General features: G+C 67.1%; 15 protein-coding genes. 9 read left to right on the forward strand and 6 right to left on the reverse strand.

Translation table 11 applies throughout. The features are described from left to right. Positions 1-206 precede the first annotated feature (206 nt). Both AC4PWQ_RS01500 and AC4PWQ_RS01505 read right to left on the reverse strand, forming a co-directional pair. On the reverse strand, positions 207-5,651 hold the full coding sequence (locus AC4PWQ_RS01500) for a tetratricopeptide repeat protein (protein WP_492089568.1): 5,445 nt from the start codon (positions 5,649-5,651) through the stop codon (positions 207-209). 296 nt (positions 5,652-5,947) lie between these two features. Beyond that, complete coding sequence (locus AC4PWQ_RS01505; RefSeq protein ID WP_492089569.1) at positions 5,948-7,366, reverse strand: alpha/beta hydrolase; 1,419 nt, start codon at positions 7,364-7,366, stop codon at positions 5,948-5,950. Between the two features lie 113 nt (positions 7,367-7,479). On the opposite strand from AC4PWQ_RS01505, the gene AC4PWQ_RS01510 reads away from it, so the two are divergent. Together AC4PWQ_RS01510 and AC4PWQ_RS01515 are read left to right on the forward strand one after the other, a co-directional pair. Continuing rightward, positions 7,480-7,623 (forward strand): hypothetical protein, encoded by a 144-nt coding sequence (locus tag AC4PWQ_RS01510; RefSeq protein WP_492089570.1) that lies wholly within the window; start codon positions 7,480-7,482, stop codon positions 7,621-7,623. Then, positions 7,620-8,000, forward strand: a complete 381-nt coding sequence (locus tag AC4PWQ_RS01515; RefSeq protein ID WP_492089571.1) for a hypothetical protein — start codon at positions 7,620-7,622, stop codon at positions 7,998-8,000. The genes AC4PWQ_RS01510 and AC4PWQ_RS01515 overlap by 4 nt, the downstream gene beginning before the upstream one ends. A 31-nt stretch (positions 8,001-8,031) precedes the next feature. Here the strand turns inward: AC4PWQ_RS01515 and AC4PWQ_RS01520 are convergent, their stop codons facing one another. After that, on the reverse strand, positions 8,032-9,390 hold the full coding sequence (locus AC4PWQ_RS01520; protein ID WP_492089572.1) for a THUMP-like domain-containing protein: 1,359 nt from the start codon (positions 9,388-9,390) through the stop codon (positions 8,032-8,034). 217 nt (positions 9,391-9,607) lie between these two features. Between AC4PWQ_RS01520 and groES the strand changes: the two genes are divergently transcribed. Beyond that, entirely contained in the window at positions 9,608-9,904 is a 297-nt protein-coding gene (gene groES / locus AC4PWQ_RS01525; RefSeq protein WP_371152700.1) for a co-chaperone GroES, read from the forward strand. Between the two features lie 137 nt (positions 9,905-10,041). Here the strand turns inward: groES and AC4PWQ_RS01530 are convergent, their stop codons facing one another. After that, on the reverse strand, positions 10,042-10,332 hold the full coding sequence (locus tag AC4PWQ_RS01530; RefSeq protein WP_371152698.1) for a WhiB family transcriptional regulator: 291 nt from the start codon (positions 10,330-10,332) through the stop codon (positions 10,042-10,044). Between the two features lie 212 nt (positions 10,333-10,544). Between AC4PWQ_RS01530 and guaB the strand changes: the two genes are divergently transcribed. After that, positions 10,545-12,059, forward strand: a complete 1,515-nt coding sequence (gene guaB / locus AC4PWQ_RS01535; protein ID WP_371173838.1) for an IMP dehydrogenase — start codon at positions 10,545-10,547, stop codon at positions 12,057-12,059. 127 nt (positions 12,060-12,186) lie between these two features. On the opposite strand, the gene AC4PWQ_RS01540 is transcribed toward guaB, so the two are convergent. After that, positions 12,187-12,882: an exonuclease domain-containing protein gene (locus AC4PWQ_RS01540; protein WP_492089573.1), complete on the reverse strand. Its 696-nt coding sequence runs from the start codon at positions 12,880-12,882 to the stop codon at positions 12,187-12,189. 69 nt (positions 12,883-12,951) lie between these two features. On the opposite strand from AC4PWQ_RS01540, the gene AC4PWQ_RS01545 reads away from it, so the two are divergent. Continuing rightward, complete coding sequence (locus AC4PWQ_RS01545) at positions 12,952-14,073, forward strand: GuaB3 family IMP dehydrogenase-related protein (protein ID WP_371152687.1); 1,122 nt, start codon at positions 12,952-12,954, stop codon at positions 14,071-14,073. Positions 14,074-14,143: 70 nt separating this feature from the next. Beyond that, on the forward strand, positions 14,144-14,410 hold the full coding sequence (locus AC4PWQ_RS01550; protein ID WP_371163823.1) for an HPr family phosphocarrier protein: 267 nt from the start codon (positions 14,144-14,146) through the stop codon (positions 14,408-14,410). 117 nt (positions 14,411-14,527) lie between these two features. Here the strand turns inward: AC4PWQ_RS01550 and AC4PWQ_RS01555 are convergent, their stop codons facing one another. After that, positions 14,528-16,225 (reverse strand): fumarate hydratase, encoded by a 1,698-nt coding sequence (locus AC4PWQ_RS01555; protein ID WP_492089574.1) that lies wholly within the window; start codon positions 16,223-16,225, stop codon positions 14,528-14,530. 330 nt (positions 16,226-16,555) lie between these two features. Between AC4PWQ_RS01555 and AC4PWQ_RS01560 the strand changes: the two genes are divergently transcribed. The 3 genes from AC4PWQ_RS01560 (at position 16,556) to AC4PWQ_RS01570 (ending at position 21,557) form a co-directional block, all read left to right on the forward strand. Beyond that, the gene (locus AC4PWQ_RS01560) at positions 16,556-17,944 is read left to right on the forward strand and encodes a class II fumarate hydratase (RefSeq protein WP_492089575.1); all 1,389 of its coding nucleotides are present in this window, start codon (positions 16,556-16,558) and stop codon (positions 17,942-17,944) included. 313 nt (positions 17,945-18,257) lie between these two features. After that, positions 18,258-20,315 (forward strand): phosphate acetyltransferase, encoded by a 2,058-nt coding sequence (pta, locus tag AC4PWQ_RS01565; RefSeq protein ID WP_492089576.1) that lies wholly within the window; start codon positions 18,258-18,260, stop codon positions 20,313-20,315. Positions 20,316-20,372: 57 nt separating this feature from the next. Next, a complete protein-coding gene (locus tag AC4PWQ_RS01570) occupies positions 20,373-21,557 on the forward strand; it encodes an acetate/propionate family kinase (RefSeq protein WP_371163819.1) in 1,185 nt (394 codons plus the stop codon). Positions 21,558-21,909: the final 352 nt, after the last annotated feature.

Genomic DNA, 21,909 nt, shown 5'->3' on the forward strand with positions numbered 1-21,909 from the left:
GGCGTGTGGTGTGTTGCGATGATTGCTGGTGTGCGTAGTTCGTTGGGCTTTGCATTTGGGTGTCGCTAGTGTTTCTCGTCGATTTAAAGGCAAATGGCTGTATCTATGGCAGGGGTGGGCGTCGTATTGTTGAATGACTACCTGCTGCGTTTTGCGTTTGATCCGGACTTGGCATCGAGTAGCGGGGTTGTCGGAAAGTGTGCTCCCTATCTGTGCTCCTGGCCTAGTTCTGATGCTCTGGTAATGAGCGCGGCGAATCCTGGTGTTTCTGGGGATTGGCTGGTTGCTGCGGTTAGGTTGGCCAGGATTTGTTGACGGTCGTATCGGTCTGCGCGGTTCCACGCGGTTTCCAGGAGTGTGGTTGCCTGGTCTGGGTTGTTGTCTTGGTGCGCGGTGGCGAGGGCTGCGGCGAAGGTGCCGTAGTGGGTGCGCTCCAGTTCGGGTAGGCGGGTTAGCGCGAGGGCTTGGGCGCGCCAGTTTTTGTTCTTGAAGAGGATTTCGAGGGCGTCTGCGGCGTCGTTGATTGAGCCGAGTAGCGCGGCCGTTAGGTGGGGTTCACAGAGGTCGCTGAGTGTGAGTGCGGTTTCCAGTTCGGTGTGGGCGTCTGGATTCAGGTGTTGTTCGGCTAGTGCCAAGAGGGCGTCTCGGATTTGGGGTGTTTGGAGGTTTTGCTGCTCCACGGGGACAGGAGCGTCGTTGGGGGTGTGTTGGGGGGTGTTGTAGGTCTGAAGGAAGGCGGGGATGGTGTCGGTAATTTGTGCGGTTTGCCAGGCAGCAAGGATCTGGTGCGCTCGGTTGAGGGTTCGCAGTTCGTTGGTGACTGCGTTGATGCCTCTGGCAGCGATCTCCTCGACAAAGACGGAGAGCGATGCGATGTCGGGGATGTCTACATAGAGTTTGGCGATCGTTTTTAGGGTAGAGACGTCGTGGCTGGTTGGCTCGGGCCAGTCTGATTCGAGTGTTTCTGCTCTTTCCTCGAGGTCCTGGGTGTTGTTCCAGCGGGCTAGCTTTTGCTCGTGTTCGATGGTGGGGGCCGCGTGAGCCCAATCGGGCAGGCTCGGGGAGCTTATTCCGTGTTTGCGGATGGCGGTGGCGACCGCGCGGCGGGTTGGGCCCAGCATGGTGGGGTGGTCGTGCATATCTGCTTCGAGGGCGGCGGCTACCAGGTCAGTAGGAGCGGTGCTTTCGTCCCATCGTGCCCTGACGAGCAATAGTTGTGCCTGTACGGAGGGTGGTAGCTGGTCCGCTACTGGCGTGAATACGTTGCGAGCATCGTTGTTTCGGCCTAGTTCTCGCAACTCGTTAGCGAGAAAAAGAGTGGTCGAGATTAGCTGAGGGGTGAAGACCTGGGGATAGGTGGCGGCTAGCCTGCGGCGGATGGCGACTGCTTCCTGAATGGTGGTTAGTGCTGCTTGGTGGTTGCCGGTGGCGGCTAGGCGGGCCGCGAGGTTGTTGAGCGCTCTGGCGAGGCTCGGTGTGTATGCGGCGGGGTTTTGGGTGGCTAGCTTCCGGTAGAGGTCGGCTGAGTCCTGGGCGGTGGTGAGTGCGGCTGGGTGGTTGCCGGTGGCGGCTAGGCGGTTGCCGAGGTTGTTGAGCGCTCCGGCGAGGCCCGGTGTGTATGCGGCGGGGTTTTGGGCGGCTAGCTGGCGGTAGAGGTCGGCTGCGTCCTGGGCGGTGGTGAGTGCGGCTGGGTGGTTGCCGGTCTCGGCTAGGAGGTTGCCGAGGTTGTTGAGCGCTCCGGCGAGGCTCGGTGTGTATGCGGCGGGGTTTTGGGCGGCTAGCTGGCGGTAGAGGTCGGCTGCGTCCTGGGCGGTGGTGAGTGCGGCTGGGTGGTTGCCGGTCTCGGCTAGGAGGTTGCCGAGGTTGTTGAGCGCTCCGGCGAGGCTCGGTGTGTATGCGGCGGGGTTATGGGCGGCTAGCTGGCGGTAGAGGCCGGCTGCTTCCTGAGCGGTGGTGAGTGCTGCTGGGTGGTTGCCGGTGGCGGCTAGGCGGGCCGCGAGGTTGTTGAGCGCTCCGGCGAGGCTCGGTGTGTATGCGGCGGGGTTTTGGGCGGCTAGCTTCCGGTAGAGGCCGGCTGCTTCCTGGGCGGTGGTGAGTGCGGCTGGGTGGTTGCCGGTCTCGGCTAGGTGGGCCGCGAGGTTGTTGAGCGCTCCGGCGAGGCTCGGTGTGTATGCGGCGGGGTTTTGGGCGGCTAGCTTCCGGCAGAGGTCGGTTGCTTCCTGAGCGGTGGTGAGTGCTGCTGGGTGGTTGCCGGTCTCGGCTAGGTGGGCCGCGAGGTTGTTGAGCGCTCCGGCGAGGCTCGGTGTGTATGCGGCGGGGTTTTGGGCGGCTAGCCTGCGGCGGATGGCGACTGCTTCCTGAGCGGTGGTTAGTGCTGCTTGGTGGTTGCCGGTGGCGGCTAGGCGGGCCGCGAGGTTGTTGAGCGCTCTGGCGAGGCTCGGTGTGTATGCGGCGGGGTTTTGGGTGGCTAGCTTCCGGTAGAGGTCGGCTGCGTCCTGGGCGGTGGTGAGTGCTGCTAGGTGGTTGCCGGTCTCGGCTAGGCGGTTGCCGAGGTTGTTGAGCGCTCTGGCGAGGCCCGGTGTGTATGCGGCGGGGTTTTGGGCGGCTAGCTGGCGGTAGAGGTCGGCTGCTTCCTGAATGGTGGTTAGTGCGGCTGGGTGGTTGCCGGTCTCGGCTAGGTCGGCCGCGAGGTTGTTAAGCGCCATGGCGAGGCTCGGTGTGTATGCGGCGGGGTTTTGGGCGGCTAGCTGGCGGTAGAGGTCGACTGCTTCCTGGGCGGTGGTGAGTGCTGCTTGGTGGTTGCCGGTCTCGGCTACGTGGGCCGCGAGGTTGTTGAGCGCTCCGGCGAGGTCGGGGTTGTATGCGGCGGGGTTTTGGGTGGCTAGCTTCCGGTAGAGGTCGACTGCTTCCTGAATGGTGGTGAGTGCGGCTGGGTGGTTGCCGGTCTCGGCTAGGCGGGCCGCGAGGTTGTTGAGCGATCCAGCGAGGTCGGGGTTGTATGCGGCGGGGTTTTGGGTGGCTAGCTTCCGGTAGAGGCCGGCTGCTTCCTGAGCGGTGGTGAGTGCGGTTGGGTGGTTGCCGGTCTCGGCTAGGCGGACCGCGAGGTTGTCAAGCGCCATGGCGAGGTCGGGGTTGTATGCGGCGGGGTTTTGGGCGGCTAGCTCGCGGTAGAGGCCGGCTGCTTCCTGAGCGGTGGTTAGTGCGGCTTGGTGGTTGCCGGTCTCGGCTTGGCGGGCCGCGAGGTTGTTAAGCGCTCCGGCGAGGCTCGGTGTGTATGCGGCGGGGTTTTGGACGGCTAGCTTCCGGTAGAGGTCGACTGCTTCCTGAATGGTGGTTAGTGCGGCTGGGTGGTTGCCGGTCTCGGCTTGGCGGACCGCGAGGTTGTTAAGCGCCATGGCGAGGCCCGGTGTGTATGCGGCGGGGGTTTGGGCGGCTAGCTTCCGGTAGAGGTCGGCTGCTTCCTGAGCGGTGGTGAGTGCGGCTGGGTGGTTGCCGGTCTCGGCTAGGTGGGTCGCGAGGTTGTAGAGCCGTGCTGCGTGTTGGGCGGGAGTTTGGCCTGGCTGGTAGGTGAGTCTTTGGGCTATCTGCAAGGCGAGTTGGCGTAGCCAGGAGTGCCCAAGGGGGATGGCGTTGAGGATTGTTTCTAGTGGGAGGTCGGCGTTGTTTTCGACGAGTGTCTGAAGGGCGGTGACAAACGGGCCGCCTTGGGCCAGTGCGGTTTCAAAAGCGGCCTGCCACATGTGGGGGCGGTAGGTCAGGCAGTTGGCTGCCAGGCGGGTGGCTGTTTCGGAGTGGCTGGTTGTTAGGCGGGTGAGGGTTTCGCACGCGTTGCGTTCCTGGGCTGCCGTTTCCCCAGAGATAAGGGCAGGAGTGGCTGCTGGGGTGTCTGTGGGTGTTAGCGGTGGCTGGGGGAGTACCTGGTTGAGGAGCTCGGTGTCGCCGTCAAAGATGGTGGCGATGAGGTGGTCTGCGATGGGGTCTGGTTGCAGTCGTATGGACTGGCCGTGGGGCGTGGGAAGGAGCGCGGTGGTGAGCAGCTCGGCAAAGTTGCCGCGTTCAAGGTGGGCGTCTTTCCACTCAGGCAGGCGGGATAGCACTTTATCTACCTGAGCACTTGTGGGGGAGAGCAGGGATAGTACGGCTGTTGCTCTGCCGAGGTGGGTGACGCTGATGCGGGAAAGAGCGGGGTGCTTTTGCCACCGCGCGAACTCTGCTTTCAAGACGCGCTCGTAGAGGGTGACGGTGGTAGCAGGCGTGTTGCTGGCCGCGTTGGCGTGGGTGTTTAGCGTGGTGAGGAGCGCGTGCAGGATGATGGTTAGGGCCGTGGCGTTGGCAAGGCTTTCGGGCTCTTGGGTGACGCTAGTTCGTGTCTGCTCGCTGCCGTAGGGGCTGAAGGCGGCAACTGCTCTGTGGTACAGCAGACTGGAGTCCTGGTAGGTACCAAGGGGATCGGGGTGGTGGGTGGGAGCCAGGGTGGGGTTGTCGCGGGTGAACTCTTCTTGGCTGTTTTCCCACCAGATGCTCACCGAGCGGCCGGCCAGGATTATGCGAGTGGGGGCCGAGCGTTGGTTTAGGTGGCGCAGGATGCGGGCGATCTCGGCTTCGCGGTACCTTTCGGCGTCGTCTACCACTAGCAGTAGTTCGGTGCCGAGTTCTTGCAGGGCGCGCAGTTCTTCGTCCGTGAGGGGGGTCGTTTGGGAAGTGAAGCCGGTAACCCAGCCCAGGGAGGCAAGGTCGTGGCATAGTTCTGCCGCCAGGCGAGTCTTGCCCGAGCCGCCCGTGCCTTCCAGGAGTGCGATAGCAAAGTCGCTGTTTGCGGTGTTAGAAGACCGTGAGGGCAGGACCCATTCGCGTAGGGCGGTGTAGTGGTTGTTCTTGCAGTATGGAACGATCCCGTAGAGCGGGGAGAGTAACTGCAAAGGACTGGGATCATCAGGCAGGGCCGTGAATGCAGGGGCGAGGGCGTCTGCGGCCTTTAAGACGCTGGGCACGTTGGCGTCTGGGGCGCGTTGGGCGGCGATGGCGCCGACGTCTATGCAGACGTCCCATTCCCATTGGCCGTTGGGGTCGGCGTAGCTGGCTCCGAACTCTAGGGCCTGGGACCAAGTCGCTTGGCGTTCGGTGGCTTGTTGGACGTCGATGGCCAGCCAGTTGGCACTGAGGTCACCGGGTTTCTGTGCGGTCAACAGGGGGCGGTTGCTGCCCTCTAGGTCTTTGGAGTTGTCGGTGAAGTATGGGGCTTGGATCACGGGCAGGCAGCCGCCCTCCCAAGTCTTGTCGACCGGGATGAGCACGATGGCGTGCCGGTGTTGTCCTTGCCTGATGACCAGAATGAGAGGGTGGAGCCTGGCATCCAAAGCCGCGCATGCGAATGCGGTGCACAGGTCCACGCACGTCCCGCGTCGTTGGGAGACAACCTCGTTCAACGGGCGGATCTTCTGTTTCCCAGGATGGCTCTCAGGCGGCTCCCAGTCGTAAGCAAGCTTGAGCTGTTGGAAAGCGTCAAAGACCCGCCGGGCCTTGGCCTGAACATTGCCTCCTACTGAAACCGGGAAACGCTGCCCCTCAAACCCGGACACCAATAGCCGCAACCAGCCAGGAAAAACGGCCTCACCAATACCAGCCGGGTCGTTAACAGAATCCCAAATCATTCCTCGCTGCCGTTCTCCTTGAAGGGGCTTGGCAAGGACCGGTGTGGCGACCGCGTTAGGGGGAGCTCAGTAGCCAAACTGGCGGCGTCCTTGCCGGGCGTGGTTTTCACATTAGCGCCGTTTTGCTGATTTGAGTAGACAGTGTCCAGGTGAGAGCGGCAGGAAAACGAAGCCCTTTCGGTGGACGCTTAGATACGTAGCGCTTGCCCAGCCCGGCCGACTTCGCTCCCGACTCCTCCTTACCGCTCTCTCAGGACAGCATGCAGCCGTAACCCGTAACCCGTAGCCCGCCGCCCCTAGCCGGCCAGCTCCACCGCGCCGATCCTGGCGGCGAGCGTGACCGGGTCGCTGTCCTGCCCGGTGTCTGCGGTCAGCTTGAGATCGTGCAGCCCCTTCGGCAGGCCGGGCAGCTGGAACACCCACCGCTCGCCGTCCCTCTCGGCGCTCACGCGCTGGTTGCCGATGGAGCCGCCCATGGCGCGTACCTCCAGGTCGGTGGCGTCCCCCACCACCACCTCGATGCGGCCGGTGGTGGGGGTGAGGGCGGGCAGAACGTCGTCCAGATCGAGCCGCAGGTAGGGCCCCGTAGAGTCCTGCACCGGCCCGCGCGCGGCCTCCGGCAGCGGCTCGGCCCCGTAGCCGGCCACGTGCCCCGTCACCGGGCTCTCCTCCACCAGCTCCTGGTGGGAGCGGGTCAGGCGGTGCCAGAACCGGCGGTCCTCCTCCAGGAAGGGCGGGATCGCGGAGAGCATGGGGACGGTGCCGTCGCCGGCCACCCAGCCCTCCGGCAGCCAGGCGGGGTCCTCCTTGAACACGCGCAGCCGGCCTCCGCTCAGGCTGGCGCGCGAGAGGGTGGTGCGCCCCTGGGAGTAGTAGACGGAGAACGGGTTGCGTCCCGTCTGCTCCACCATCGCCGCCACGCGCTCGGAGAGCTCCACGTTGGCCCGGTAGGAGCGATGCGCGCGGGCCGCGAAGTCCGGGGTGGCGGCGGTCAGCTCGGGCGGGAGCTGGTGCGGGTAGGTGTCCTGCCCGTCTGCCTCCACCGCCTGCCAGTGCGGCAGCAGCTCGAAGCCGGAGTCCCAGCCGCGAAGCACCTCGCTCAGCCCGTCCAGGGTGAACCCGGCCACGCTCACGCCGTTGACCAGCTTGTCCAGCGCCGCAGTGGCGCCCCGGTAGGGCGTGCCAAGGGTGATGATCTCCTTGACCTCGATGCCCTCGCTGAGGAAGGCCCACCAGTGCGCCGCCACCAGGCCGCCCATCGAGTGGGCCACGAGCACCACCGGCCGCCCCTGCACCCGCGCGCGAATCTCCGCGTCCAGGTGCCGGGCGATCACGTCCACGGACTGGCGGAAGTCGTACGGGAACGCCACGAGGGAGGCGTCGGGGCGCGGCAGGTCCGGCCCCGCAGTAACCGTGTCGCGTTCGCTGATTCCCAGCGCATTGCGCAGTGAGGCAAGTAGGCGGTCGTAACCAGGAACGAGGTGACAGAAGCAAATGCGCGTTCTGCTGATTAGCGCTGTGGGCTGGAGGCAGTTATCTATTGCCAGTCTTTTGCTGGGTTCATTGTTTCGAGCGCGCAGTGTTCGGCACGTTGGCCGATAGATAGGTTCCCCGTGTTCGTCGGATAGGACGCTACCTCCGATGCCCGGGATCACCACCACGAGCGGGCGCGTTTGCCGCTTGGACGAGTGCTTGGAGCCAAAGAGTCGGGCCATGGGGACCTCCTTGGTGTGGGCCTTGCTTGGAGTTTATTCGTCGGCGCACTCGCGCGGGTTGGCGCGCGGCAAGCCGTCCCCCCGCCCCACCCCAAGCATGATTGAATGTGACCATGGTCACTTCGTCTCGGTCTGTTGAGCCGCGCCCCTTCACTCCGAGGGCCGTGGCGCTGCTGGTGCTGTTCGGGGTGGGCATCCCCGCCCTGTTCGTCCTTGCCCTCTCCTTGTGGAGCCGGGCTGTCTGGGGCGCGTCGTGAGCGCCGCCCGGTCCTGGCCCGCCCTGCTGGCGGCCGTCGTGTTCGTTGCCGCCTACACCGCCGCGCTGCGCTGGGTGGACGGGTTCGCTCAGATGGTCGGTGACTCCAAGGGCCTGTCCGCCCTGTTGGCCGCCGCCCCGCTGGCCGCGTTCCTGTGCTGCCTGGTGGAGTCCTACCGCTTCGGTTGGGGCGTGCTGCGCCCGATCGTGGCGGCCGTGGCCTTGTCGGTGACGGTGGCTGCGGTTTACGGCTTCCTGCTGGACCAGCCCGACGCCGTCGCGGTCTACGCCGCCGGTTTTCTTGCCCCGGCGTTGGTGGGGGAGGGGGCCGGCCAGCTGGTGCGCCGCCTCACCCGCCCTAATCCGCAGCCGCGCTAGCCAGATTTGGCCGCAGCCGCGCTAGCCGCCCCTAGCCGAGCGGTTCCACCACGATGGCCCGGTGGCGCCCCTCCACGCGCGTAGCGATGAGCGTGGCAGCCCCGGACCCGCGCAGCTTGGCCGCCGCCCGCAGCGTGGCCGGGTCCAGGTCCGCGCCGCGCTTCTTGATCTCCAGCGCGCCAACATCGTTTGCCTTGGCCCACTTGGAGATCGCCGCCGCTTTGAGCGGCAGCACCTCCAGCACCCGGTAGGAGCGGTAGAACGGGCTGGCCGACGCCCCCTGCGCCGCCGCCCCCTCCGCAGCCTTCTCCGCGCCGCCCTCCGGCGCGCTTCGGGTGGCCGACGTCGCCGCCCCACGTTCCTTCTCCTCGGCCCGCTCCTCGCTGCGGCCTGCGGGGGCCGGGGGCGGGGCGGCAGCGTCGTCCACTCCGGCCGGGAGGCTGGGGCCGGTCAGGTAGGCGATGGCGGGGGAGATGGGGGCGGCGTCCAGGCTGGCGGCGATCTGGGGGATCAGGCCGGCGCGGATGACGGCGCCGTCGGGCTCGAACAGGTACTCGCCGAGCGCGGTGGGCTCTAGCTGCTCGTGGGGGCGGCTGGGGTCGCCGGCCTCGCTGAGCACGTGGGCGGCGCCGTCCCGGATCACCAGCGCGCTGCGGCCGGGGCCTTCCAGGGCCAGGGGGCCGCACCAGATGGCGGCCTCCACCACCTCGCCGTCCACGCTGGCCCACTGCACGTGGGAGTCGGCGGGCAGCAGGGATAGGTCTATGCCGGGGGCCACCTTCACGCCCAGGGCCGGGACGTGCCGGCGCCACGAAAACACGGTGGATAGGGAGGGGGACCAGTCCTCGGGGCGGCTCAGGCGCCCGCCGCCTGGCCGGCGGCGGGCCGGGTCGGCAAAGAGCGCGTCCGCCCCCAGCGCGGCCAGGTCCAGTGCGGTGGCGTCCGCGTGCAGCACCCGGGCCGACGGGAACAGGGCCAGGTTCACCGTGGCGCAGGCGGCGGTGACCTCATCGCGCTCCACCGCGGTCACCTGCAGCCCCCGGGCGGCCAGAGCCAGGGAGTCGGCCCCGATGCCACAGCCCAGGTCCGCCACGTGCGTGGCGCCGGCGGCGGCGAAGCGCTGCGCGTGGTGCGCGGCCACGCTCAGGCGCGTGGCCTGCTGCAGGGCGTCCGAGGTCAGCAGCAGGCGATCTGCAAACGGGCCGAACTTGGTGGCCGCCGCCGCCCGCAGGCGCGACTGGGTGAGCAGGCTCGCCACCAGGGCCGGCTCCAGGCCGCGCTCGCGCAACTTCTTGTTCAACCCCGCCGCGCCGGCCCCCGTGTACTGCGGCAGCTGCGCCAGCAGGGCCTGGCCGGTGGCGGTGAAAAGCGCGGGATGAAGCTCAACCATGGCGACATTCTTTCAGAGCGGCGCGGCGCGCCGGTGGCTGAGTGGGCCCCCGCAAAATGCGCTGAGAGCGCATTGGCGCCGCCCGGTTGGCACTCACCTTGACCGAGTGCCAGCCCCGCCCTAATCTGAGTCCGTGGCGCCTAGGCGCTGCGTGCAGGCCGGCCCCCGCGACGGCGGCCTACAGACTTTGTAGATCACTCAAGCTAGGAGAACCTGCATGTCGGTTACTTTGAAGCCGCTCGAGGACCGCGTGGTCATCAAGGCCCACGCTGCTGAGCAGACCACCGCCTCCGGTCTGCACATCCCGGACACCGCCAAGGAGAAGCCCCAGGAGGGCGAGGTCGTGGCCGTGGGCCCGGGTCGCGTTGACGACAAGGGCAACCGCGTTCCCGTCGACGTCGCCGTTGGTGACCTGGTCATCTACTCCAAGTACGGCGGCACCGAGGTCAAGTACGGCGGTGAGGAGTACCTGATCATCTCCGTCCGCGACCTGCTGGCCGTCGTGGAGCGCTGAGCCAACGGCTCATAGATAAAGGTTGTGGCGGGCACCTTCTAGGTGCCCGCCACAACCTTTTGTGCTTCCCGCCCGCTTGGGCCGGTGCGCCGGGCGGCCAAGCGGTAGCGCGCGGCTGGCGGAGCGTCGTCCCCCTATCAGGCGCTGCGGCGCTGGCGCTGGGAGATCAGCAGGGCGCGCTCGTCCTCAGACAGGCCGCCCCACACCCCGTAGGGCTCGCGGGCCTGGATGGAGTGCTCGCGGCATTCCATCATCACGGGGCAGGTGCCGCAGATCGCCTTGGCGCCGGCGATGCGGCGGCGGCGGGACATGCCGCGCTCGCCGTCCGGGTGGAAAAACAGGGAGGAGTCCATACCTTGGCAGGCTCCTTCGAATTGCCAGTCCCAGGCGTCCAGGGCGGGACCAGGCAGGCGGGTCAACTCAGCCATATTCACTCCAATCGACAGATTCACTGCCTCGAACTTACCAACGAAATCGCCGTAATTTCAAAATTGCAGCAAAGTTGCAAGTTCTTCCCAGGCTGCTTCCAGGAACCGCGTGATATAGCGAAAAAAGCCGCCCCCGCCGGGCGGCCATACGTGCCGATTGCCACGCCCGCAGCGGGCGATTGGGGCGGGAGGGCGGCGCTAGAATCGCTGTGGTGAGCATCGATTTCCGTGCGGCCCTGGAGCCGCTAACTGGCCTAACGTATGACGACGTCCTGCTCCTGCCGGAGCTCACCGATGTGATCCCCTCTGAGGTCTCCACGCGCACGCGGCTGACCCGGGAGATCGAACTCAACATTCCCATGCTCTCCGCAGCGATGGACACCGTGACCGAAGCCCGCATGGCAATCGCCATGGCCCGCCAGGGCGGCATCGGCATTCTGCACCGCAACCTCTCCATCGAGGAGCAGGCCCAGCAGGTGCGCCAGGTCAAGCGCTCGGAGTCCGGCATGGTCAACGACCCCGTCACGGTGCGGCCGGAGGCATCAATCGCCGAGCTGGACGCCCTGTGCGGGCACTACCGCGTCTCCGGCCTGCCGGTCGTGGACGAGTCGGGCATCCTGGTTGGCATCATCACCAACCGCGATCTGCGCTTCGTGCCGCCGGAGACCTGGGGCACCACGCAGGTGCGCGAGTGCATGACCCCCATGCCGCTGGTGACCGGCCACGTTGGCATCGACCGCGAGGAGGCCAAGCAGCTGCTGGCTAAGAACCGCGTGGAGAAGCTGCCTATCGTGGACGACGATGGCCACCTACAGGGCCTGATTACCGTCAAGGACTTCGTTAAGACCGAGCAGTACCCCAACGCCTCCAAGGACGCCGACGGCCGCCTGCTCGTGGGCGCCGCGGTGGGCTACTGGGGCGACACCTGGGAGCGCGCCACCGCCCTGCGTGAGGCCGGAGTGGACGTGCTGGTGGTGGACACCGCCAACGGCGGCGCCAAGCTGGCCCTGGAGATGATCTCCCGCATCAAGGCAGACCCGGAGTTCGCGGGCGTGCAGGTGATCGGCGGCAACGTCGCCACCACCGAGGGCGCGCAGGCCCTCATCGACGCCGGCGCCGACGGCGTGAAGGTGGGCGTGGGCCCGGGCTCCATCTGCACCACCCGCGTGGTGGCTGGCGTGGGCGTCCCGCAGATCACCGCCATCCAGCTGGCCGCCATGGCCTGCAAGCCCGCCGGCGTGCCCTTGATCGCCGACGGTGGCCTGCAGTACTCCGGCGACATCGCCAAGGCCCTGGTGGCCGGCGCCGACGCCGTCATGGTCGGTTCCCTGCTGGCCGGCTGCGAGGAGTCCCCGGGCCAGCTCGTGTTCACCAACGGCAAGCAGTACAAGCAGTACCGCGGCATGGGATCGCTTGGCGCCATGAGCTCGCGCGGCCGCAAGTCCTACTCCAAGGACCGCTACTTCCAGGCCGACGTGGACAGCGACGACAAGATCGTGCCCGAGGGCATCGAGGGCCAGGTGCCCTACTCCGGCTCCCTCAGCGCCGTGATGAACCAGCTGGTCGGCGGCCTGCAGCAGTCGATGTTCTACACCGGCGCGCGCACCATCACCGAGCTGAAGAACAACGGTCGCTTTGTGCGCATCACGGCAGCTGGACTGAAGGAAAGCCACCCGCACGACGTCCAGATCACCGTGGAGGCCCCCAACTACACCGGGCGTTCCTGAACAGGGCTGAGCTGGTAGCAGATAGAGGCGGTGGCCAGGCAGTTCAACTGCCCGGCCACCGCCTCTGTTTTCCAGAGCGTGGCCTAGCGCCCTGCGCCCGCCTCCTAGCGCCCTGCGCCCGCAGGCGTCAGGGCCACTGCGTGGAGGCCAGGTTGTTGCCTCGCCCCTGGCGGCGCAGCCAGTTGTTGAAGCTCTCGGCCCACTTGCGGTGGGCCTGGCGCTGCCACTCGAAGCGCTCGGCCTCGCTGAGCGCGCCCACCTCCGGGTGGCGGGCAAGGATCGCCCCCAGCACGTCCAGAGTGGCGGCCACGTCAACGTCGGCCGTGTGCAGGTCCCCCTGCGGGGCGGCGATCCCGTAGTGCTCCACCAGGGAGCCCAGGGTGCGCTTGCCCTTGCGCCAGCGGTCCACGGCCCGGTCGATCACCAGCGGGTCCAGCACGGCGCGCAGTTCCCCGCCCAGGCGCTCCTCCAGGGTGGGCAGGCCGTAGCGGACCAGCTCGGCGCGCAGGATCGCCAGGTCGAAGGAGGCGTTGAAGGCCACCACGGTGCCGCCGGTGCTCACCAGGGCGGCCAGGGTGGAGGCGATCTCGTCCAGCACCTCTGCGGCGGGCCGGCCGTGGGCGCGCGCGTACTCGGTGGTGATGCCGTGGACGTCGGAGGCCGCCTGCGGGATCTCCACGCCGGGGTCAGCGAGCCAGGTAAGCACCTCGTCAGGCCGCCCCGGGCTACGCACCACCACGGCGGCGGTGACAATTCGGTCGCTACCTGTATCCACGCCGGTGGTCTCCGTGTCGAAGCCAACCAGTACGCCCTGAAAGTCCATTGCCTCCCCTTTCCGCCCCCAATGGTGCCACCTGCAACCCACATTTCTGGCCCCCGCTAGGCTGGAGGCGTGAACGAGATTGAGATTGGCCGCGGTAAGCGCGGGCGGCGGGCGTTTTCCTTCGACGACATCGCGGTGGTTCCTTCCAGGCGCACCCGGGACCCGCAGGACGTGTCGATTTCCTGGCAGATCGACGCCTACCACGTGGAGCTGCCGATCATGGCGGCCCCGATGGACTCCGTGATGAGCCCATCGACGGCTATCGAGCTTGGCCGCCTGGGCGGCATCGGGGTGCTAGACCTGGACGGGCTCTGGACGCGTTACGAGGACCCCACCCCGTTCTTCGCGGAGATCGCGGACCTGCCGCAGGAGCAGGTCACGCGGCGCCTGCAGCAGATCTACTCGGAGCCGATCAAGAAGGAGCTGATCGCTGCGCGTCTGGCAGAGGTGCGCGCGGCTGGTGTGCCTGTGGCGGGAAAGCTCTCTCCGCAGCACACCCAACGCTACGGGCAGGCAGTGGTGGACGCGGGCGTGGATCTGTTTGTCATCCGCGGCACCACCGTGAGCGCGGAGCACGTCTCTTCCCGCGCGGAACCGCTCAACCTCAAGCGCTTCATCTATGAGCTGGACGTGCCGGTGGTGGTGGGTGGCGTTGCCACCTATACCGCCGCGCTGCACCTCATGCGCACCGGCGCTGCGGCCGTGTTGGTGGGATTCGGGGGCGGTGCTGCGCACACCACCCGCCGCGCGCTTGGTATTCACGTGCCGATGGCTACCGCTATCGCCGACGTTGCCGCCGCCCGCCGCGATTACTTGGATGAGTCGGGTGGCCGCTACGTTCACATCGTGGCCGACGGTGCGGTGGGACGCTCCGGTGACCTGGTGAAGGCTTTTGCTTGTGGCGCCGATGCGGTGATGCTCGGTTCCGCTCTGGCCAAGGCGACCGAGGCGCCGGGGCGGGGCTGGCACTGGGGTGCCGAGGCGCACCACAAGCGGCTGCCGCGCGGCGAGCGCGTGCACGTGGGCACGGTGGGCAGCATGCGGGAGATCCTGCTGGGTCCGGCCACGCAGCCGGACGGCTCGTTAAACCTGACGGGCGCCCTGCGCCAGACCATGGCGACCACCGGTTATAGCGACCTGAAGGAATTGCAGCGAATTGATGTTGTCGTTGCGCCCTACCGGGCCGGGTAACGGCGGTTAGACTCTTTCCAACGCTCGCGGGTGCATCCGAACGTGCCCGCCCCCTTCGATAGGAGCAGATATGGCACAGCGCACCGCCAAGATTGGGTCCAAGGTTGGCCTGCACGCCCGTCCGGCCGCCACGTTCGTCGCCGCCGTAAACGAGCACGACTTTGACATCGAGATCGCCCTGGAGGGCGGCGAGCCCGTGGACGCCTCCTCGATCCTGGGCGTCATGACCCTGGGTGCCGGTTTCGGTGACGTGGTTGTGCTCTCCAGCGACGACGAGGGCGCCGAGCCGGTGCTGGACGAGCTGGTGGCCCTGCTGGAGACCGACCTGGACGCCTGAGTAGCGGCACAGCCCCGCTAGTGCCTCAGCGGCGGCAACGCGGGACGCAACGACCAAGACAGAGGGTTGGGGCGGTGACTGGAAAGTCACCGCCCCAACCCCTTGTTTTGGACTACCTCAGCAGGACGGCCGCTTGCCGATGGTCAGGGTGACCTCGCCGGTGTGGGCAAAGAAGTCATTGCCCTTGTCGTCTACCACGATGAACGCCGGGAAGTCCTCCACCTCGATCTTCCAGATTGCCTCCATACCCAGCTCGGGGTACTCCAGCAGCTCCACCTTCTTGATGCAGTCCTGGGCCAGGCGGGCGGCCGGGCCGCCGATGGAGCCCAGGTAGAAGCCGCCGTGCTTGGCGCACGCGTCGGTGACGGCCTGGGAGCGGTTGCCCTTGGCGAGCATCACCATGGAGCCGCCGGCGGCCTGGAACTGGTCCACGTAGGCGTCCATGCGCCCGGCGGTGGTGGGGCCGAACGAGCCGGAGGGCATGCCCTGCGGGGTCTTGGCCGGGCCCGCGTAGTAGACCGGGTGGTCCTTCAGGTACTGCGGCATCTCCTCGCCGGCCTCCAGGCGCTCGCGGATCTTGGCGTGCGCGATGTCCCGGGCCACGATCAGCGTGCCGGTCAGGGACAGGCGCGTCTTGATCGGGTACTTGGACAGCTCGGCGCGGATCTCGTCCATCGGGCGGCTCAGGTCGATCTTGACGGCAGCGCCCTTGCCGGTGCCGCTCACGCCGTCGGTGGCGGCGTCCAGCTCCGCGTCGGTGGTCTCGGGCAGGAAGCGGCCCGGGTCGAACTCGAGCTGCTCCAGGAACACGCCCTCGGGGGTGATCTTGGCCTTGGCCTGGCGGTCTGCGGAGCAGGACACGGCGATCGCCACGGGCAGGGAGGCGCCGTGGCGCGGCAGGCGGATCACGCGCACGTCGTGGCAGAAGTACTTGCCGCCGAACTGGGCGCCGATGCCGATCTTGCGGGTCAGGTCCAGCACGCGCTCCTCCAGCTCGAGGTCGCGGAAGCCGTGGCCGGCCATGGAGCCTTCAGTGGGCAGGGAGTCCAGGTAGCGGGCGGAGGCGTACTTGGCGGTCTTGAGCGCGAACTCAGCGGACGTGCCACCCACCACGATGGCCAGGTGGTAGGGCGGGCAGGCCGCCGTGCCCAGGGAGCGGATCTTGGCCTCCAGGAACTGCATCATGGAGTCGGGGTTCAAGATCGCCTTGGTCTCCTGGAACAGGTAGGACTTGTTGGCACTGCCGCCGCCCTTGGCCATGAACAGGAACTTGTAGGCCAGCTCGTGCCCGGGCGCGGTGTCCGCGTACAGCTCGATCTGGGCGGGCAGGTTGGTGCCGGTGTTGCGCTCGTCCCACATGGTGATGGGGGCGTTTTGGGAGTAGCGCAGGTTGAGGTTGGTGTAGGCGTCCATGATGCCCTTGGACAGGTGCAGCTCGTCGGGGCCCTCGGTGAGGACCTGCTGGCCGCGCTTGCCCATGATGATGGCGGTGCCGGTGTCTTGGCACATGGGCAGCACGCCGGCGGCGGCGATGTGGGCGTTCTTGAGTAGGTCTAGGGCCACGAACTTGTCGTTGTCGCTGGCCTCGTCGTCCTCAAGAATGTTGCGCAGCTGCTGCAGGTGGCCGGGGCGCAGGTAGTGGGAGATGTCGTGGATGGCCTCGGTGGCCAGCATTTGTAGGGCCTCTGGGGCTACCTGGAGGAACTTGCGCCCGTCTGGGCCTTCCACCACGCTCACGCCCTCGGTGGTTAGGCAGCGGTAAGGCGTGGTGTCCTCGCCGATCGGCAGCATGTCCTCGTACAGGAATTCGGCCATCTCTACTCCTTTGTTGGCATTCGGGCCCAAGCTACGGACGCAGGGAGGCAGGGGAGGGGACCGCAGTCCCGGCCCGGTGAGGGGTGGCGTGTCCCGGCGCGCGTGAGGGCGGTAAAACGCCGAAATAACCACCAAAAGGGTTGGCAAGGTGTGCCTTGCCTTGCTGGGGGACGACGTTGCCGCCTCGCCTCTTTGCGGCAGGGCGGCGGGAGTAAGAGGCGGCCTAAATGGGCGTCGTCCCCCTTTCCAAAATCTGGGACTTTGGTTGTCCTAACCTAGGGTGGTGTGCGGTGAGAATTGATCTCGCCATCAATGCAGCTAGGAGAAGCCATGACTGAGTACCGGATTGAACACGACACGATGGGTGAAGTGCGCGTCCCCGTGGACGCCCTCTACCGTGCCCAGACCCAGCGCGCGGTTGAGAACTTCCCGATCTCCGGTCAGGGCTTGACCCCGCACCACATCGCCGCCTTGGGGCACATCAAGCGCGCCGCCGCGCTGGCCAACGCCGAGCTGGGCGTGATCTCTGCCGAGGTGGGCAAGGCGATCGTCGCCGCTGCGGACCAGGTGATCGCCGGGGAGGTCGATGAGCACTTCCCGATCGACGTGTTCCAGACCGGCTCAGGCACCTCCTCCAACATGAACACCAACGAGGTCATCGCCACCCTGGCCACCCGCGCCTCCGGGCTCGAGGTTCACCCCAATGACCACGTCAACGCCTCGCAGTCCTCTAACGACGTCTTCCCGTCCTCCATTCACATCGCCGCCTACCAGGCTGCGGTGGAGGTGCTGCTGCCCGGGCTGAAGACCCTGTACGCCTCCCTGGACGCCAAGGCCAAGGAGTTCGCGGGCGTGGTGAAGTCCGGCCGCACCCACCTCATGGACGCTACCCCGATCACCCTGGGGCAGGAGTTCTCCGGTTACGCCGCCCAGGTATCCAAGGGCATCGAGCGTGTGGAGGCCGCCCTGCCGCGCCTGGCCGAGCTGCCGTTGGGCGGCACCGCCGTCGGCACGGGCATCAACACCCCGGCCGGGTTTAGCGCGCGCGTGATTGAGTTGATTGCCGAGCACACTGGGCTGCCGCTGCGTGAGGCCGACAACCACTTCGAGGCCCAGGCCGCCCAGGACTCCCTGGTGGAGTTCTCCGGCGCCATGCGCACCGTGGCCGTCTCCCTGGTCAAGATCGCCAACGATCTGCGCTGGATGGGCTCCGGCCCGCGCACCGGCCTGGGCGAGGTCAACCTGCCCGACCTGCAGCCGGGCTCCTCGATCATGCCGGGCAAGGTCAACCCCGTGCTGCCGGAGGCCACCGTCATGGTCGCCGCCCAGGTGATCGGCAACGACGCCGCGATTGCTTTCGCTGGCGCGCAGGGCAACTTTGACCTGCTGGTCATGCTGCCCGTCATGGCCCAGAACCTGCTGCAGTCCGCCACGATCCTGGGCAACGTCAGCCGCGTGCTGGCCCAGCGCTGCGTGGACGGCATCACCGCCAACGAGGAGCGCTGCCTGCGCCTGGCGCAGTCCTCCCCGTCCATCGTCACCCCGCTCAACCGCCTGATCGGTTACGAGGCCGCCGCCAAGATCGCCAAGCACTCCGTCAAGGCGGACCTGACGGTGCGCGAGGCCGTGATCGACCTGGGCTTCGTGGAGCGCGGCGAGGTCACCCTGGAGCAGCTGGACGCCGCTCTGGACGTGCGCAGCATGACCGGCGACTACTGAGCCTCCTCCCCTTGCCCCCGCCTGCGCCCCATCGGGACGCAGGCGGGGGCTCGCCTTTGTTTTGCCCGGACTGAACAAGGGGCCCGGCGCGCTCGCGGGGCGGCCGGCGGAACGTCGGCGAATGAGTAAGTAGCCAAGCGGGAGTCACAAAATGTCCTGCAGCAAGCAAAGAAACTGGCGGCGTGGGCTGCCTGTGCGTGAATCGCGCCACCGAAGTGCGCCCGGAGCGGAGCCAGGGTCCCAAACGCCGGGCGCGGGTGGGACAATCGCCCGGTAGGCAAAGACGCCCGGTAGGCGAAGAAAGGACTTAGTAGTGGCCAGGAGTATCTACATCACCTCACCAGAGGGCAGCACCGGCAAGTCGACCGTGGCGCTAGGACTGGTGACACTCCTGGCCCGCGAGGTCGCCAAGGTGGGCATCTTCCGGCCCGTCGTGAAGTCCATCGAGGCCGACGAAACCACCGACCTGCTCATCCGCCAGACCGGCGGCACCCTCGAATACGACCAGTGCGTCGGCGTCACCTACGACGAGCTACGCGCCGACCCCGAGGGCGCGCTGGCCCGCATCATCGACCGCTTCCGCGACCTGGAGCGCCAGTGCGACGTCGTGGTCGTGGACGGCTCCGACTACACCGACGTCCCCGGCGGCGACGAGCACTCCTTCAACGCCCGCGTCGCAGCCAACCTGGGCGCCCCCGTGGTGCTGGTGCTCACCGCCCACGAGCGCACCGCCGAGCAGGTGGCCGCCTCCGCAGAGCTCTCCATTGCAGAGATCTCCCAGGAGCACGCCTTCACGGCCGCCATCATCGTCAACCGCACCGCCGAGGGGCAGGCGGACGACGTTCGCGCCGCCCTGGCCGGACTGGGCACCTTCGTGGTCACCCTGCCAGACCTGCCGCTGCTGAGCGCCCCCACGATGCACGACGTCCTGACCGCCCTGGACGGAGAGCTGATCTACGGCGACGAAGAGCTGCTCTCCCGCGAGGCCACCTCCGTGCTGATCTGCGGCATGACCACCGAGAACGTGCTTCGCCACCTCCAGGACGGTCAGGTAGCGGTGTTGGCCGGCGACCGTTCTTCCCTAGTGCCGGCGCTATTCATGGCCCACCAGGCAGACAACTTCCCCTCCCTGGCCGGCCTGGTCCTCAACGGCGGCATGCTCCCCGAGGAGCAGATGTCCAAGCTGATTCGTGGCTTTGGTTCCAATCTGCCCGTGATCGCCACCGCCCGGGACACCTACCAGACCGCAGACAAGCTCATGCGCCTGCACGGCCCGATCTCTCGCGGCTCGCAGCGCAAGATCGACCTTGCGGTGGCTACGGTGGAAGAAAACATCTCCCTGGACAAGATCGTTGCCGCCCTGGACATTCCTCACCGCGAGGTCATCACTCCGCTCATGTTCCAGGCCCGCCTAGTGGACCAGGCCCGCGCCGACCGTAAGCGCATCGTGCTGCCGGAACCGGACGACGACCGCGTTTTGCGCGCCGCCTCCGCCCTGCTGGCCCGCAAGGTTGCCGACCTGATCCTGCTGGGAGACGAGGCCACCGTGCGCGCCCGCGCCGCCGAACTAGGCCTAGACATCAGCTCCGCCACCGTGGTCTCCCCGCAGGACGAGGCCTACCTGGGGCGCTACGCCGAGGAGTTTGCCCGCCTGCGCGCCAAGAAGGGGGTCACCCTAGAGCAGGCCAGGGAGAAGGTGCAGGACGTCAGCTACTTCGGCACCATGATGGTGCACATGGGAGATGCCGACGGCATGGTGAGCGGTGCAGCCCACACCACCGCTCACACCATCGTGCCGTCCTTCCAGATCATCAAGACCCGACCGGGCACCTCCATCGTGTCCTCCGTGTTCCTGATGCTCATGGAGGACCGCGTGCTGGTTTACGGTGACTGCGCCGTCAACCCAGAGCCCACCCCGGAGCAGCTGGCCGACATCGCCATCTCCTCCGCGCAGACTGCCGCCCTGTTCGGGGTGGAGCCGCGCGTGGCGATGCTGTCATACTCCACCGGCACCTCCGGCTCCGGCGCCGACGTGGACAAGGTCCGCGAGGCCACGCGGATCGTGCGCGAGCGCGCCCCCGAGCTGAGCGTGGAGGGCCCGATCCAATACGACGCCGCCGTGGACTCCGCAGTGGCCAAGGTAAAGCTGCCGGACTCTGAGGTGGCCGGCCGCGCCACCGTGTTCATCTTCCCCGACCTCAACACCGGCAACATCGGTTACAAGGCCGTCCAGCGATCCTCCGGCGCCGTGGCCGTGGGCCCGGTGCTGCAGGGCCTGAACAAGCCCGTCAACGACCTCTCCCGCGGCGCCCTGGTGGAAGACATCATCAACACCGTCGTGATCACCGCCGTTCAGGCGCAGCGCAACTAGTAAATCCAGGCGGCGCGGGCAGCGTCGTACCCCAACCGCAATTCGCAAAGGAAAGTAATGACCGAGCGCACCGTACTGGTGATTAACACCGGCTCCTCCTCCATCAAGTACCAGCTGGTAGACCCGGATGCCGGGGTGGCGCTGGCCTCCGGTCTGGTGGAGCGCATTGGCGAGTCCATCAGCCGGATCATCCACAAGCACGGAGAGGACACCATCGAGATCGAGGAGCGCGTGCCGGACCACGGCGTGGGCTTGTCTGAGGTCCTGCGGCTGTTCTCCACCGAGGGCCCGAACCTGCAGGAGGCCGGCATCGTGGCTGTGGGCCACCGCGTGGTGCAGGGTGGCAAGCACTTCTCCGGTCCGGCGCTGGTGACCGATGAGGTGGTGGCCAAGATCGAGGAGCTGATCCCGCTGGGGCCGCTGCACAACCCCGGCCACCTGAAGGGCATCGAGGTGGCGCGCTCTTTGATGGCCGACGTTCCGCACGTCGCCGTCTTTGACACGGCCTTCTTCCAGTCCCTGCCGGACGCTTCTGCCCGCTACGCCCTGGACAACGAGGTGGCGGAGAAGTACGAGATTCGCCGCTACGGCGCCCACGGCACCTCCCACCAGTTCGTCTCCAGCGCCGTGTCTGAGCTGCTGGGCCGTGATGACCTGAAGCAGGTTGTGCTGCACATGGGCAACGGCGCCTCCGCCTCCGCCGTGGTGGCGGGCCACGCCGTGGACACCTCGATGGGTTTGACCCCGCTGGAGGGTCTGGTGATGGGTGGGCGCACCGGCGACATCGACCCGGCCGCCGTGTTCCACCTCTACCGCGTGGCGGGCATGAGCATCGACGAGATCGACCACCTGTTCAACCGCTCCTCTGGCATGAAGGGCATGACTGGGGAGAACGACATGCGTCAGGTGTGGCGCATGATCAACGAAGGCGATGCCAATGCCCGCAGCGCCATGGACGTCTACATCCACCGCCTGCTGAAGTACATCGGCGGCTACACCGCCGTAATGGGAGGCCTGGACGCGCTGACCTTCACTGCGGGAATTGGTGAGAACGACGCTCGCATCCGCGCCGAGGTGTGCGAGCGCTTGGCCTTCATGGGTATCGAGATCGACGAGGCCGCCAACCAGGACCACGGCAGGGGGGCTCGCGTCATCTCCACGCCGTCCTCCAAGGTGACCGTGCTGGCGGTGCCCACCAACGAGGAGCTGGCCATCGCTCGCCAGGCCTTGACGCTGCTGTAACGCGGCGCGACTCAAGCCTCGGGGGCTGCTGCAAAGGGCAGCAGCCCCCGAGGCCTTCTCTATTGGTGGCGGGCGCTGGTGAGGGCTGCGCGGCGGTGGTCCGCTGGGGGCTGGTGGGGGATGGCGCTGGGCGTTAGTGGGCGGCGGTGGTCCGCTGGGGGCTGTGGGCTGCAATCGGAGGCTTTGGGGTTCGGCTTAACGTCGCGTTGTTGTAGCTCGACGTTTTGCTCCTCGACTCGACGTTTTGGTCTTCGACTCGACGTTCCGGGCCCGGTTAACGTCGAAATTGGGCCCCCTTCGTCGAGTTGAAGCTGCTTTCGTCGAGATTGGATTAGCGGGGCCGGGCCCCGTA

Source organism: Buchananella sp. 103232 (assembly GCF_058725725.1).

Coding starts and splice junctions, on each gene's coding strand:
- AC4PWQ_RS01500 (WP_492089568.1), bottom strand. CDS start 5,651: ATGATTTGGGATTCTGTTAACGACCCGGCTGGTATTGGTGAGGCCGTT.
- AC4PWQ_RS01505 (WP_492089569.1), bottom strand. CDS start 7,366: ATGGCCCGACTCTTTGGCTCCAAGCACTCGTCCAAGCGGCAAACGCGC.
- AC4PWQ_RS01510 (WP_492089570.1), top strand. CDS start 7,480: ATGGTCACTTCGTCTCGGTCTGTTGAGCCGCGCCCCTTCACTCCGAGG.
- AC4PWQ_RS01520 (WP_492089572.1), bottom strand. CDS start 9,390: ATGGTTGAGCTTCATCCCGCGCTTTTCACCGCCACCGGCCAGGCCCTG.
- groES (WP_371152700.1), top strand. CDS start 9,608: ATGTCGGTTACTTTGAAGCCGCTCGAGGACCGCGTGGTCATCAAGGCC.
- AC4PWQ_RS01530 (WP_371152698.1), bottom strand. CDS start 10,332: ATGGCTGAGTTGACCCGCCTGCCTGGTCCCGCCCTGGACGCCTGGGAC.
- AC4PWQ_RS01540 (WP_492089573.1), bottom strand. CDS start 12,882: ATGGACTTTCAGGGCGTACTGGTTGGCTTCGACACGGAGACCACCGGC.
- AC4PWQ_RS01550 (WP_371163823.1), top strand. CDS start 14,144: ATGGCACAGCGCACCGCCAAGATTGGGTCCAAGGTTGGCCTGCACGCC.
- AC4PWQ_RS01555 (WP_492089574.1), bottom strand. CDS start 16,225: ATGGCCGAATTCCTGTACGAGGACATGCTGCCGATCGGCGAGGACACC.
- AC4PWQ_RS01560 (WP_492089575.1), top strand. CDS start 16,556: ATGACTGAGTACCGGATTGAACACGACACGATGGGTGAAGTGCGCGTC.
- AC4PWQ_RS01570 (WP_371163819.1), top strand. CDS start 20,373: ATGACCGAGCGCACCGTACTGGTGATTAACACCGGCTCCTCCTCCATC.